Origin of the sequence: Rhodoglobus vestalii (assembly GCF_006788895.1) — a bacterium.
GTDB classification, from domain to species: Bacteria; Actinomycetota; Actinomycetes; order Actinomycetales; family Microbacteriaceae; genus Rhodoglobus; species Rhodoglobus vestalii.
Genome location: NZ_VFRA01000001.1, coordinates 1,248,660 through 1,262,430, shown reverse-complemented (window position 1 = coordinate 1,262,430; position 13,771 = coordinate 1,248,660). Strand labels below are relative to the sequence as shown.

The 13,771-nt window shown below is 57.3% G+C and carries 14 protein-coding genes and 1 tRNA gene; 11 read left to right on the top strand and 4 right to left on the bottom strand.

Annotation, left to right across the window (positions count from 1 at the left end):
- Positions 1-152 precede the first annotated feature (152 nt).
- Entirely contained in the window at positions 153-1,028 is an 876-nt protein-coding gene (locus FB472_RS06085; RefSeq protein ID WP_141990150.1) for a hypothetical protein, read from the bottom strand.
- 995 nt (positions 1,029-2,023) lie between these two features.
- Entirely contained in the window at positions 2,024-2,728 is a 705-nt protein-coding gene (locus FB472_RS14485) for a DUF4352 domain-containing protein (RefSeq protein WP_170192032.1), read from the bottom strand.
- 225 nt (positions 2,729-2,953) lie between these two features.
- Here FB472_RS14485 and FB472_RS14480 point away from each other — a divergent pair, with 225 nt between their 5' ends.
- From FB472_RS14480 to FB472_RS06040, 9 genes are all read left to right on the top strand, one after another.
- Complete coding sequence (locus FB472_RS14480; RefSeq protein ID WP_281283212.1) at positions 2,954-3,085, top strand: hypothetical protein; 132 nt, start codon at positions 2,954-2,956, stop codon at positions 3,083-3,085.
- 11 nt (positions 3,086-3,096) lie between these two features.
- On the top strand, positions 3,097-3,636 hold the full coding sequence (locus FB472_RS06075; RefSeq protein WP_141990148.1) for a YaeQ family protein: 540 nt from the start codon (positions 3,097-3,099) through the stop codon (positions 3,634-3,636).
- Positions 3,637-3,797: 161 nt separating this feature from the next.
- A complete protein-coding gene (locus FB472_RS06070; RefSeq protein WP_141990147.1) occupies positions 3,798-4,622 on the top strand; it encodes an ABC transporter ATP-binding protein in 825 nt (274 codons plus the stop codon).
- 10 nt (positions 4,623-4,632) lie between these two features.
- Positions 4,633-5,313, top strand: a complete 681-nt coding sequence (locus FB472_RS06065) for an ABC transporter permease (protein WP_141990146.1) — start codon at positions 4,633-4,635, stop codon at positions 5,311-5,313.
- Positions 5,314-5,315: 2 nt separating this feature from the next.
- On the top strand, positions 5,316-6,110 hold the full coding sequence (locus tag FB472_RS06060; RefSeq protein WP_141990145.1) for an ABC transporter permease: 795 nt from the start codon (positions 5,316-5,318) through the stop codon (positions 6,108-6,110).
- On the top strand, positions 6,094-7,029 hold the full coding sequence (locus FB472_RS06055) for an ABC transporter substrate-binding protein (protein WP_170192031.1): 936 nt from the start codon (positions 6,094-6,096) through the stop codon (positions 7,027-7,029). Before FB472_RS06060 ends, FB472_RS06055 begins: the two co-directional genes overlap by 17 nt.
- A 408-nt stretch (positions 7,030-7,437) precedes the next feature.
- On the top strand, positions 7,438-8,892 hold the full coding sequence (locus FB472_RS06050) for a glyceraldehyde-3-phosphate dehydrogenase (protein ID WP_141990143.1): 1,455 nt from the start codon (positions 7,438-7,440) through the stop codon (positions 8,890-8,892).
- A gap of 90 nt (positions 8,893-8,982) precedes the next feature.
- On the top strand, positions 8,983-10,011 hold the full coding sequence (locus FB472_RS06045; protein ID WP_141990142.1) for an isopenicillin N synthase family dioxygenase: 1,029 nt from the start codon (positions 8,983-8,985) through the stop codon (positions 10,009-10,011).
- An 89-nt stretch (positions 10,012-10,100) separates the two neighbouring features.
- A tRNA-Arg gene (locus FB472_RS06040) sits at positions 10,101-10,176 on the top strand.
- Between the two features lie 56 nt (positions 10,177-10,232).
- Here FB472_RS06040 and FB472_RS06035 read toward each other — a convergent pair.
- Together FB472_RS06035 and FB472_RS06030 are read right to left on the bottom strand one after the other, a co-directional pair.
- Positions 10,233-11,222 carry a tyrosine-type recombinase/integrase gene (locus FB472_RS06035; protein ID WP_246078107.1) on the bottom strand — a complete coding sequence of 330 codons (990 nt, stop codon included), beginning with the start codon at positions 11,220-11,222 and terminating at the stop codon, positions 10,233-10,235.
- A gap of 213 nt (positions 11,223-11,435) precedes the next feature.
- Positions 11,436-11,996, bottom strand: a complete 561-nt coding sequence (locus FB472_RS06030; protein ID WP_141990140.1) for a helix-turn-helix domain-containing protein — start codon at positions 11,994-11,996, stop codon at positions 11,436-11,438.
- A 337-nt stretch (positions 11,997-12,333) separates the two neighbouring features.
- Between FB472_RS06030 and FB472_RS06020 the strand changes: the two genes are divergently transcribed.
- Together FB472_RS06020 and FB472_RS06015 are read left to right on the top strand one after the other, a co-directional pair.
- Complete coding sequence (locus FB472_RS06020; protein ID WP_141990138.1) at positions 12,334-12,765, top strand: hypothetical protein; 432 nt, start codon at positions 12,334-12,336, stop codon at positions 12,763-12,765.
- A 320-nt stretch (positions 12,766-13,085) separates the two neighbouring features.
- A complete protein-coding gene (locus tag FB472_RS06015) occupies positions 13,086-13,736 on the top strand; it encodes a ParA family protein (protein ID WP_141990137.1) in 651 nt (216 codons plus the stop codon).
- Positions 13,737-13,771: the final 35 nt, after the last annotated feature.

Here is a 13,771-nt window from a genome sequence, read left to right as displayed (position 1 = left end):
GCCACTAAACAAAGAAAGGCAAGCCCTGTGAGGGCTTGCCTTTACGAGTACTCGTAAAGCTCGATGAAACAATTGGTATAAAAAACGAGAATGCGTCATAACCTGGGCCTATTTAAGCATATGCACCACGTCTTGAGAAGAGCGGTCCGGCTCTATCGGCCTAGGTTAGAGATTCCGATCTGAGCAATCTTGTAGGTACCATCGATCAATTGCAACGTCACGGCGACCTCGAAGCGATTGCCGTTGATATCTACCGCACCTGGGTCAGAAGTACCGGTGCTGTTTTGGGCAGCGTTATTATACTCAGTGCCGTTGATCTTCAGGGCGAGGCTATCTTCGGTCTGTGAGATGATGGCCGTTGATTCGACAGTCATCGATGATGTGTACACATTGGCCTCGCTGTGAGTAGAGAGGTAGTGCGCCAGACCGGTGGCATTTTGCTTTTGCCAGCCTGTCGCTTGAGCATTAAGCTTCTCATCAGCTTGGTAATCAGGGATGAACAAGGCTTCAGCGAAGATTACGCCGTAACCAGCTGCCTTTTGGTCGACAAAATCTGAAGTAACCTCAGATATTGTCTTGCCACTCGGGTTATATGCCAGCCGTTCCTCGTAGGTCTGGTCGTTGGCGCCAGTCATATACCAGGCCGACAGGCGATCCTGGATCAGCGTCGTACCGACCTGCTCGGGTGTCAGCGTCGCCGGGATCTCCAACAATTGCACCGTCAAGACCTCAGCGGTATTCGTCGGGGTTGCTTCGGGTGTCTCTGACGGTTCAGCGGGAGCGGTTGCGACGGGACGCTTGTCGGGCTGGTTATTGGCTGCTTCGATGCCGAGGATAGAAGCTGCAACGACCGCTGCACCAGCGACAGACCCGACCACGGCGTAAAGCGCCTTGCGGGACTTCTTCTTCTCTGGCTGATTGTCGAGCTCAGAGGGCGTAGGGCTCACGCGGCCACCACCCTGCTCGGGCGGGATGACACTCTGCAGATTGGGGTTGATAAATGAGTTCTTGGGGTTCTCCGCAGACATTGCGAGGGTTCCTTTTCGCGCTTGGCGACATTAAGTGATATCGGCTTGGGCTGTGAAACTGTGGCGCCAGTTTGCCCACCCGGGAGGCTCGAAACGCCTGCAACCGAGAATCTGTAACGCTGCCTTATTTGTACCATGTTTTGTAGCAAATGTAAAGCCCTTCCTTCGCATGGTTGAGTGCAACGCTACTTATATGTATGTCGACCAATCAATAGCATAGAACCAAGCTTGAAGCCATGAAGGAGCGTTTCGTATAGCCACGTTGCCAGGGTGGGCGTTGACGCGTGCGCGGTTAGTGGTGGCTCGCGTCGCCAGTATTTGGGGCCTCTGGACTGTACCTCCGATGCGAGGAGGAGTCGATAGACCGATCGGAAACTCAGGGGGTAGCACAAAACGAACGGCAAGCATTAACAGGGTCAAACGCGATGGAATCACCGCGAACGTCAACGATGTAGTTTTTGCATCCCTGGTCAGACCAACATGACGCTAAAGCCAAATTCCTAATGAGATCTGAATGAGGATAAGGAGGATCTGAATGATCGAAAGTACTGACGACCAATCCAGTAAACGATCCGTGTTGCCTTGATTGCTGCGCATGTGTGGTCTGGCGACTGTCTTCGTAACGGTCTTGGTGGATGTCGTCCATTCTTGTGTAGTAATAATCTCTCTCATCTAGCGCCTAAAGTGTCCCAAATGCTCTCGAAAGTCAACGGGATTTTTCTGCGCAATAGTTCGGGGCGTCCAGCGATCATCACACCCAAGGCCACACTCATAACAGAGTGGGATTGCCTAGCTGCTCCAGCTCAGTTGCACGTGAAAAACACAACATCGAAAGTTTCGAGAGTGACCCTACGGATGTAGATATATCAGGTAGGAACTGTATAGAGTCCCATCCCGATTGGGGCACTTCTGCCCAGAAGTACGCGGTCATCGCAGGGTCCTTCAGGCACCCGGTTCGAATAGCGGGCGGATGGTCGGCCGGAATAGCTAAGAAACTACTTAACCAGCCACTCTCCCGTTTGTCCGCTGTATCCACCATTGAAGTTGTACTGAATCTTCGCCGCAGTCAGGCCATTGGGAATCTCAAACAAAACGCACCCGGTTGCGCTCGAACCTGGGGAAAGCGTGTACTGCCCTGAATTGAAGTTCGTACATTCGTCGGCAACATTGAAACCAATCTCCGCCGACTGGTTGTCGGATCGCATGACTGTGACGTTGATGTTGGCGTTACCTGTCAAAGTAGCGGCAGTTCCGTTTGTTATCTGGAGCTGAACCGCTATAAACCTGGTGCTCGCATCGGAAGCTGCAATCTGCGTTGTGATGGGATCAATCACTTTCTGGATAGTGACTTGAGACCCGTCCAGCGTTAATGATGAACCCAGCGTTGTCTGTGGGTTAGTCGGAGCCGGAGGTGCTGTCACTGTAGTGATTGGCGCGGGCGCACTAATCGACGTGTTGTAGAGCGCACGGAAAGGGCTGATGACCCCGACGACAACAGTCCAAACGATTCCAAAGACAAGCGAAGTGGCGAGACTGTGCTCACCGAGTTTTCGATCGAGCGGGTCTTTCCGAGACAGAAAGATGACCCCAAGAATAAGTCCGAGTAGTGGGACAATGATCGAGATCACGGTGAATTGCCCATACTGAGCGTGCTCTCTTGCTAGTGGCTTTTGTGGTGTATCTGATGCCCTCTTAGTCATTTCTTTGAATCTCCGAGTGATTTTGCTTATAGCGCACATTATACGAAATAAACTCAACTTAGACAATGACGGATCGCTATGTTAGATCGTCTAAGAGTTTCGCAATGTGCTGCCATACCGAGTTATTCCAACCGCGCGTCACTGACACCGCTTCGAAAACCCTCGATCCGTCGAGGGTTTTCTTGTGTTCAGGAAGCGCGGTTTCGCCCGTCGCCAGGGAGCCACGTGAAGAGCTACACCGTTGGGGAAGCAATCGAGAGGATCGGTGCGCTTACTCAGATTGACACCGATTCCCCCTTTCTTCTTGGCGTCGTGGGGCCTCCCGCGAACCCCACCCCGCGCTCAACCACAGGCTAGGCTCGAACGCTATGGCAGCAGGCGCAACAATCCACACTTTCGCGGTCCAACTGGCTGATGTGGATCGCGGTGTCTACGACGACTTCACGCTTCGCGTGGCACGGCATCCATCAGAAACCGACGCGTACATGGTGACCCGTTTGCTGGCGTACTGCCTCGAATACCAGGACGGCATCGCGTTCAGCGAAGGGGTTTCGTCGACGGATGAACCCGCGGTTCTTGTGCGTGATCTCACCGGCGCCGTGACTGTGTGGATCGAGGTGGGCGCCCCTGACGCTGCCCGCTTGCACCACGGCAGCAAATTGGCAGACCGGGTCGTCGTGTACACGCACCGCGACCCGACGAAAGTGGCGGCGGCGTGGGATGGCAAGAAGATCCATCAGGCCGAGGAAATCGTTCTGCGCAGCTTCGACTCCGGATTCATCGACGGTGCCGTCGTCGCCCTTGGGCGCCGCAACACCATCACGCTCTCGGTCACCGAAAGTCAGCTCTACCTGAACCTGAATGACGCGGTGTTGATGTCGGTGATGCGCGATGAGACAATCCGCTAGCAGCCAGACCCCGCACCCGCACCCGGGGCTGGTCTTCGCCGCCGGTCGCCGGCGGCTTTCAGACGCAACGAATAGACTGGTGATGTGAAGCGTTCGGCACAGGCCGATTCGCGTTCGGCACAGGCCGATTCGCCAGATCTACGAGGAGTGAGTCGCCTGCCATGATCGAATTCCAGAACGTGACCAAACGGTTTCCCGAGGGCACTCTTGCTGTCGAAGACTTCTCCCTCGTGCTCCCTTCGCACAAAGCAACAGTGTTCGTCGGGTCATCCGGCTCAGGCAAAACAACACTGCTCCGCATGATTAATCGCATGATCGACCCGACTTCCGGCACGATACTGATAGCTGGCAAAGATATTTCTGGTCTCAACCCGGTCTTACTTCGCCGACAGATAGGCTACGTTCTTCAGGCTACGGGGCTCCTTCCGCACCGCCGGGTCGTTGACAATATTGCTTCAGTACCCCGGCTGAACGGGGTGTCAAAACGCACAGCGCGTCATGACGCACTCACCTTGCTCGACACCGTTGGGCTCGATCGATCCTTGGCAGAGCGGTACCCCGACCAGCTCTCTGGCGGACAGCAGCAGCGCGTTGGCGTTGCACGGGCTCTCGCTAGCGATCCAGACATTCTTCTGATGGATGAGCCGTTCGGCGCCGTCGACCCCATCGTTCGGGCAGAACTTCAAGTCGAACTCAACCGTCTGCAGCGTGAGCTCGGCAAGACGACGGTGTTCGTAACCCACGACATCGATGAGGCCTTCGCGATCGCCGACCAGGTCGTGATTCTTCGCACCGGCGGCGTGATTGCGCAGGTGGGAACTCCGGCCGAGATTCTGTCAAACCCAGTGGACGACTTTGTCTCGACTTTCATCGGTGCTGACAAGGGTAAGCGCACGCTGCATCTGCAGCATCGCGAAGGGGACAGCGCGACCCTGATCGTCGACGGCGAAGGCCGACCCGCGGGAATTCTTGGGGCTGACCAATGAGGGGCATTCGATGAGCTGGCTCATCGATAACTTTGGCCTGATCGCGAGGCTAACCGGCAATCACGTTGCCCTCAGCATCATTCCGATTATTCTCGGCTTCGCGATCGCCGTGCCCCTGGGTTGGATTGCTAACCGGTGGCTCGCTGTGCGGTCGGTGGTCATCGCCGGCGGTAGCCTCCTGTATACGATCCCGTCCCTTCCCTTGTTCGTGATCCTGCCGTACATACTCGGGACGAAAATCACCGATGATCGCAACATCGTTGTAGCGCTCACTATTTATGCAATTGCGATGATGGTTCGGACTGCCGCAGACGCCCTAGCGGCGGTGCCGGCGGATGCGATCGAGGCCGCCACGGCCATGGGGTACTCCCCGTGGACTCGATTCTGGCTGGTGGAGTTTCCGCTCGCTGGCCCCGTGCTGCTCGCGGGTCTTCGCGTGGTCTCGGCGAGTACGATCGCACTGGTCTCGGTGGGAGCCATCATTGGTTCAGCGAATCTCGGGTATCTGTTCACGAATGGCAAGCAGCGCGGCTTCCTTGATGAGATTCTTATCGGCATTGCGGCGAGCCTCGTCATCGCCCTCGTCTTCGACGTGCTGCTTGTTCTTCTCGGCCGGGTTCTCATGCCGTGGAATCGGCGCAAGGGCCGCACTCCGCACCGCAGCATTGTTGCTGCAGAGCGGGTGGTTTAGCCGTGCAATTCTTTCTCGATGCCTTCCGCTGGCTGCTCGATCCTGCGAACTACATCGCTGGAGCGCTGAGCCCCCTACCGATTCAGGCTCGCATCGGCGAGCACCTGTTGTACACCGTCGTGGCGGTAGTGATTGCGGCGATCATCGCGCTACCGCTCGGTTTCTATATTGGGCACACCGGCCGCGGCCGTCAGTTCGTCATCGGGTTCACCGGGGCGATGCGTGCACTGCCGACACTGGGTCTGCTCATGGCTCTCTTCGTTATCGTCGGCGCCACAGTGCCCTTCACGCGGGCGGCGTTCATCGCCTCGATCATTGCCCTGGTCATTTTGGCGATTCCATCGATTCTGGCCGGCGCGTATGCCGGCATCGAATCCGTCGACAGTCAGACGGTGGATGCCGGACGCGCGATGGGCATGACCGAACTGCAGGTGCTCCTGCAGGTCGAGATTCCGCTCTCGCTCCCCCTGATTATCGGTGGGATCCGAGCATCCGCGCTGCAGGTGATTGCCACCGCCGTGATCGCCTCCTACATTTCGCTGGGTGGTCTCGGAACGATCATTTCGAGCGGCATCGGGCTCAATGACAATGAGCGCATCCTGGGCGGTGCCATTCTCGTCACGGTGCTTGCGCTCGTGGTTGACGGGATTTTCGCGCTCCTGCAACGACTGACCACCAGACGCGGCTCCTCCGAGTCCCGCCCACGAAGAGCACACGTCCGCCGCCGGTCATTCGGATCGGCTGCGGTGGCGGCAACAACCGCCGATGAAGGGAAATCTCATGTTCACAGCAAATAGTAGAGGGCCACGGGTTGCCATTGCGGTAGTCGCGGCCGGAGCGATGGTTGCCCTTGCCGGGTGCGCTACCTCCGACCCCACCGGTGCTTCCTCGGAGGACTCCGGGGATGGCACGAAGATTGTCGTCGGCTCCTTCGCATTCCCGGAGAGCGAGATCCTCGGCAACATCTATGCGCTCGCCCTCGAAAACGCGGGCTACGAAGTGGAAACAAAATTCAATCTTGGACCACGACAGACCACGATTCCGGCCCTCGAAGACGGATCGATCAGCCTCATGCCGGAGTACAACGGCAACCTGCTGTTCTTCTATGACACCGAGAACACCGCCCGCAGCACCGCCGAGGTGGATGCCGAACTCGAGACCACGGTGCCCGAGGGTTTCCGCGTTCTCACGTCATCTCCCGCCGAGGACAAGGACGCGTACGTCGTCACCCAGGAGTTGGCAGAAAAAGAGGGCCTTGTTTCCATTGGCGATCTGAAGAAAATTGAACCATTCGCTCTGGGTGCCAGCCCGCAGATCGCCGAACTTCCGTACGGCATCCCCGGTCTGAAGTCCGTTTACGGCATCACCGATGTGACGTTTGTGCCGATCGAAGACTTCGGCGGCCCAGACACCGTCAAGGCGCTCGTCGACAACGCAGTGCAGGTCGCTGACATCTTCACGACCTCTCCTGATTTGGTGGCGAAGAAGCTCCTCGTGTTGGAAGACCCCGAAAATCTGATTGCGGCGCAGAACGTGGTTCCGTTGCTCAACTCGGACATCTACAGCGAGAAACTCGCCAAAGTTCTCGATGAGGTTTCAGCAGCTCTCACCACCGAAGACCTGATCGCGCTGCGCGATCGCGTCGAAGGATCGGAGAAGGCTCAGGCCAGGACCGCAGCAGAGGACTGGCTTATGGAAAAAGGCCTGCTCAACTAGGTGATTGTGGGGCGCTGCCGCCAGTGCGGTAGCGCCTCATCCATCACCGATAATGCTGACCGACACCAGCGCCGACGATCGAACACAGTAGTATCGCGCAGGTCACTACTCTTTCGCGCCGAGGGCTGCGCGGCCACGACTTGGCACCTTCGTCACCCCGCGGTGCGGCGCAGCGATGGCGAATCTCATGTGATCGCCGGCTTGGCTTTGGTGACTAAACGCAAGCACTCGGGAATGAAGGCCTGACTTGCACCTTAAGAATCGCTGCCTTTGGCGATCTCTAAAGTGTTACCCGAACTGCAGGACCTTACTTGTGCTTAGCGTGTACCTGTCTGGAACAATAGGCGAGGGCCCCGCGCCACAAACGCACTCGCACGCCCCCGTGACACTGCAGTCGGAAGGAACCTGATGCAACGCCAACACAGCGACGAATTTGACCGGTGGAATGCCCGCCAAGAACTGGCAGAGGCAATGATCCCCCTTATCGGTGGGCTGTATCGCAACCACGGGGTCGTGACCTCAATTCATGGCCGCCGCCTCATCAACCAGTCACCCGTCGGAGTGCTCAAAGCACACCGATTTGCACGTCAGCTCACCGAGAGCGAACTGCCAATCGAAGAGACCATGCCGGTCATGCTGGCGCTGTCAGCGATGCCGCTGAATCCAGCATCCATTGATCTGGCGAAGCTGGTGAATCGTTTTCGCGAAGTTGGCGGCACCCTCAGCGAGTTCCTGGCCGCAGAGCTCGCACCGGTGCTCAAGAACGGCACCGAAACCAAACCAACAGGAGCGGACGTGGTGCTCTACGGTTTTGGACGTATCGGTCGACTGCTTGCCCGCATCCTTATCGCGCACGCAGGCAACGGTGAAGGCCTGCGCTTGCGTGCCATCGTGGTGCGTCGCGGATCAGACAATGACCTCATCAAGCGCGCCAGCCTGTTGCGTCGTGACAGTGTGCACGGTCCATTCGAGGGAACCATTTCGGTCGACACTGATGCGAACACAATCCTTGCCAACGGCACCCTCATCCAGGTGATCTACTCCAACGACCCCGCCACGATCGACTACACCGAATACGGAATTTCGGATGCCATCGTCGTCGACAACACCGGCCGCTGGCGTGACGAGGAGGGCCTCAATCAGCACCTCAAATCGCAGGGAGTGAAGCGCGTTCTCCTCACTGCCCCCGGCAAGGGCGGCATCAAGAACATTGTTTACGGGCTCAACCACGACACCATTTCAGATTCCGACACGATCCTGTCTGCCGCCTCGTGCACGACCAATGCCATCTCGCCGGTACTGAAAGCCATCAACGACATGTATGGCATCGAGCACGGGCATGTTGAGACGGTGCATTCGTACACCAACGACCAGAACCTCACCGACAACTTTCACTCCGGTGACCGTCGTGGCCGCTCAGCACCGATGAACATGGTCATTACCGAAACGGGGGCCGCGAAAGCAGTGGCTAAAGCTGTTCCCGAACTTGCGGGCCTGCTGACCGGCAGCGCCATCCGGGTACCCACCCCCAACGTGTCGATGGCAATTCTGAACCTCAACCTCGCGACCGAGACGACGCGAGAAGAGGTGAACCGTTACCTGCGGGGGCTCTCGCTTGATTCGACCCTGCAACAGCAGATTGACTTCATCGATTCACCGGAGGTGGTGTCGAGCGACTTCATCGGGTCGCACCGTGCCGGCATCGTTGATGGTCTTGCCACGATCAGCTCGGGCAAGAATCTGGTGCTCTACGTCTGGTACGACAACGAGTTCGGGTATACCAGCCAAGTGGTGCGCGTCATCGAGCATATGGCCCAAACTCACCCGCACGTTATTCCCGAACGCGCCGCAGTCGGAGCATAATTTTCCGAACTGTGAGGGGGCTCTCAGCCTCGTTAGCGCTGTGAGCGTAACAAAGCAAAGTTCCCCATCCGCGCGTGTAAATATCGTTAAATGAATGATTCCGCACTCCCCATAATTGATCTCTCGCTTCTTGATGGCGGCCCCGAATCGGCAGCCAAGTTTCGTGACGATCTGCTGTGTGCGACCCACGACGTGGGGTTCTTCTATTTGGTGGGGCACGGCGTTGACGAGGCGTTGATGGATGATCTGCTTGCGGCATCCCGCGAGTTCTTTGCCCTGCCCGAAGATGAAAAGCTTGCGGTCGAAAACGTCAACAGCCCGCAGTTTCGTGGCTACACCCGGGTTGGTGGCGAACTGACCGAGGGTAAGACGGATTGGCGTGAGCAGATCGATGTGGGGCCAGAGCGTCCATTGATCGACGTGGGCTATGGCGTCGCCGACTACTGGCGACTTGAGGGCCCTAACCTCTGGCCGGATGCTGTGCCTCAGCTTCGTAGTTTGGTGAACGAGTGGAACGACAAACTCAGCGCTGTCTCGCTGCGCTTGTTGCGGGCGTGGGCTCAGTCACTGGGTGCTCCTGAGGACTCGTTTGATCACGCTTTCGCCGATAAACCATTCCCTGTCATGAAGATTGTGCGGTACCCGGGGGAGTCAAACCTGGAGCCGAAGCAGGGTGTTGGTGCCCACCGCGATGGTGGTGTGTTGACGCTGCTGATGGTGGAGCCCGGCAAGGGGGGCCTGCAGGTTGACTACAACGGCGAGTGGGTGGATGTCCCACCCATGCCGGGCGCGTTCGTCGTCAACATTGGGGAGATGCTTGAGCTCGCCACCCAGGGCTACCTCAAGGCGACGCTGCACCGTGTGATCTCGCCCCTCATTGGCGATGACCGCATCTCGATTCCGTTCTTCTTCAACCCGGCGCTCGACACGGTGATGCCTCAGTTGGCGTTGCCGCCGGCGCTCGCGGCCGAGGCTCGGGGTGTTTCGCTTGACCCAACGAATAGCCCCATCCTCGAAACGTATGGAGACAATGCTCTCCGCTATCGCATGCGGGCGCACCCCAACGTGGCTCAGATTCATCATGATGATCTGATTCAGGCACCACGGGGTGCGATTTAGGGCTGGATGCTCGAATCACTCTGGCGAAAGCGTCAGTGGGGGGCCCTAACCGCTGGTATAGTTTTCTGGTTGGCGAAAGCCAATGGTCTGCGCCCGTAGCTCAGCGGATAGAGCAATTGACTACGGATCAATAGGCCGGGGGTTCAAATCCCTCCGGGCGCACCAGTCAAAATCAGTTGTTAGAAACATGAAAACCCCCGGTCAGCGGGGGTTTTTTGTTTCTATGGCTTTTCTTTCTTTCTTGGTTCCGAATTCTCAATACTTACTTTTGCCCACATTTCACCCACACTTGAGGACACTGCCCTGTCATTCAAAGCGGCTGCAACCGCGTCCAGGTCATCATCGAAGAGATCTGCGTAGACGTCGAGAGTCATCGCCGCAGACGCATGTCCGAGCATTCGCTGCAAAGATTTGACGTGTGCTCCGGCCGAAACGGCCAAGCTCGCGGCGGTGTGCCGCAAGTCATGTGGCGTTACACGGGGAAACTGCGGATCAGCGGCCGTGAGCTCAGCAACTGCGCGATCGAACCTACGCTTCCGAAATTGCGAGTTTCTAAGCACGCCGCCCTTGGGCGCAGTGAACATTAGATCGCTCCTGTGTTTACCACTCATGTGACGCGCGATCACTGTGTCGAGAAATTCGGGGAATGGAACTGACCGCCGCGCATGTGATTTTGGCGTGCCCCAGACAATGGTGCCGTTTGGCTCGGTGATGGCTTCTACAATATTGATCCGGCGTTTTACCGGGTCTACTCGCTCAACCTTTAAGGCAGCGAGTTCCCCCCAACGGATTCCTGTATACGCGAGCAACAAAACCACGTCACCTTGGTCCCCAGCCGACTTCGCAAGTTTGGCGACTTGCTCATGCGATAAGTAGCCACGTTCCTTTTTCAGGATTCGAGGAAGCCGGATCCCTTCGCATGGGTTTCTAACCACGAGACCGTCTCGAGCGGCAAATTTAAAGATGCCAGCTAAGACTAAATAGGTCTGTTTCACTGATGAACCGCCGTGCGTAGCGGATAGCGAGGTCACCCAGCTCTGGACGTCGCTGTGGGAGACGTCATTCAGCCGGGTTTTCGCCCAGCGAGGAAGCACGTGTTTCCTCAGTGCTTGGTCGTATCCGAATAGTGTCGTTGGCTTGAGTTCGCTATGCGCGAGGTACCAGGGCCGCGCCCACTCCCCGACAGTGACCTTGGACTTGGTCGGATCCATCCATTCACCACGAAGTTTCGATACCTCGATCGTCGCGAGGTACTCCTCAGCAGACCGTTTCGTCTTGAAGCCACGTTTGTCTGTTTGGCTTCGGTCTGGCTTCCTGTATCGAACCCGATACCGTCGGCCACCTGATGTCTCGTAAGGCTCTACCGTTCCCATTCTCTTCTCCATCTGCGGCCCGAAGGCCTCCGTGGAGAGAGCTTCGCCGTTCTACAGTTCCCACCCGGCAGTGCCGAGATAAGACTCAAGTCGTTTCTTTTCATCGCGCGCGAAAGTCAAGCGAGCTTCAGTCCGCGCGGCAAGGCCGCCTTCGGCCGCAACCTCAAGTTCACGAGCGACCTCAAGTCGAGCCACCTCACGGGTGAGAGACGCCCATTCCCGCAAGGCCTGCAGTTCTGAGCTTGCGTTGCGTCCGCTTATGGATTGCGGCTGGAAACCGCTCTCAGGCACGTTCGAGAACCAGGAGTCAAACTCAACGCTGCTCATCCCTTCGAATGCTCGGCTTAGGTTTGGAAGATCGATGCCTTCCCAAGGGCGTCCGAGTGGTGCAAGCAGGTAGCTGGGTGCGATCCCGAGGGCCATCGCGATATTGAGCAACTGGCTGACATCGATGCTTGCTTTTCGGCCAGCTTCGATGTTTTCGATGATCGACTCAGAAACGTTCCCACCGTCGATTGCGTTGGCAAGATCGAGTGTGGTGCGAAACCCCCGAGCCTTTCGCGCTGCCTGAATTCGAGCGCCCAGCGTGCGTTCCGATCTGAAATCAGCCATTTCGACAGATTACAGGTCTTGTCGTTGTCAAAATTACTATTCGTGTGTACCGTCATATCAACAACGCTAACACACTGACGTTGTCAAAATGAGGAGCACATCATGGAAGATGAATTCATTCGTCCCGCCACAGTTGGCGAGATCACGGGTATGTCGATAGCTGCATTGGCTCAAATGAGGACTCGTGGACGCGGCCCACGCTTCTACAAGCCAACGGAGCGAACTGTCCTCTACAAGAGATCTGAGATCATGGCGTGGCTTGAATCCAGCGCCCAAAGCTGCACCGCTCCGCGAGTGGTCGCGTGACCAAAGAAAGCATCAACTATCGAGCATTGTCATGGACATGATGGGACTCTATGCCGCCAAGAGTGCGATCCTCGTGGCTGCTCGGTTGAGGCTCGGCAACACGGCTACTCGCTTGCTTCTCCACATGGCGCTGGAATGTTGGGACGAAAAGCGCGACGCTCAGGAGCCGCGGAGGTACTTCGGGGGCCGAGAGATGTCGGCCGTTGCCTTGGGGTTTCTAGCCCCTGAGAATGGCAGCGCTGCGGCACACAGGGCCGTAAAGCGTGCAGTCCACGAACTCGTCGAGAGCGGCGCGATCAAGCGACTGCGGGCTGGCGGCAGGGGGCTGACCTCCGAGTACGAATTGATGCTCGACAGTGCACGACCGCAGACAGCACGGCGACAGACAAACGATCCGAATGGCCTGCCGTTCATCGGCGGCCAGGGGACCACGGATTGGTACCCACAGAGGGCAACTTTCTAGTCCTCTAAGGGGACCGAAAAGTTGTCAGTCAGGGGGCCAAAACTAGGCCCCCTTAACAGGAAGAGACCAGAAATGAACAAAACAGAACCAGTACGCGCAGGCGATGAAGTTCGTGACTTTCGGAGTTTCGGACTTACGAACTTCGACACTGTCGGACTCGCGAAGTCCGACAGTCACTGCCTCGCCGCACCGACCTGCGCTCGTGCCCCGAACATCCGAACATCCGGACTTACAGACTCACGAACATCCGAACTTACAGACTCACGAACACACGAACCTTCGAGGTCCGTAACTTTGGGACTACCAAGGACGGTGCGCTCATGAGGATCGTGGCCATAACCAACCAGAAGGGCGGAGCGGGTAAGACCACCACGACTATGAATCTCGCGGCGATCGCCGCGGAAAACTCCCGTGTCCTGGTCGTGGATGTTGACCCCCAGCAATCGACGACCTGGTGGGCCTCGACCGCGGGAGACGGGCTACCGTTCGACTTCGCTGACGACACCGACCCGGCAACGTTGGCGCGAATGAGAGACCTGCCTTACGACGTGGTCTTCGTCGATACCCCGGGCAATCTAACTGACAGCGACATCCTGTCCTCGGTTCTCTCCGTCGCAGATTTTGCGATCGTCCCTACAGAGCCGGAAGCCTTGTGCATCCCGCCAATGATGCGAACCGTGCGGACCTTCATCGAGCCAAACTCGACGCCCTTCCGTGTCTTGCTCAGTAAGATCGACATGAGAGTGCCAGGGCAGCTGGAAGACGCCGAGCGCCTTGTGGACGAACTTGGGCTGCCTAGGTTCGGACGTGCCATTCGCCGCTACAAGATCCATGCTGACGCACCGATCGAAGGCAAAGTAGTCACCCAATATCCTGAGTTCAAGCAAACGGCGAAGTCGATCGACGACTACCGTGCTGTAGCACTAGAGCTGATGTCGATCTGGGCCAACGCCGCAACTTCGAGCAACTAATGGCTCGGGCCAATCTTGGCAAGTTGCTCGGCAAC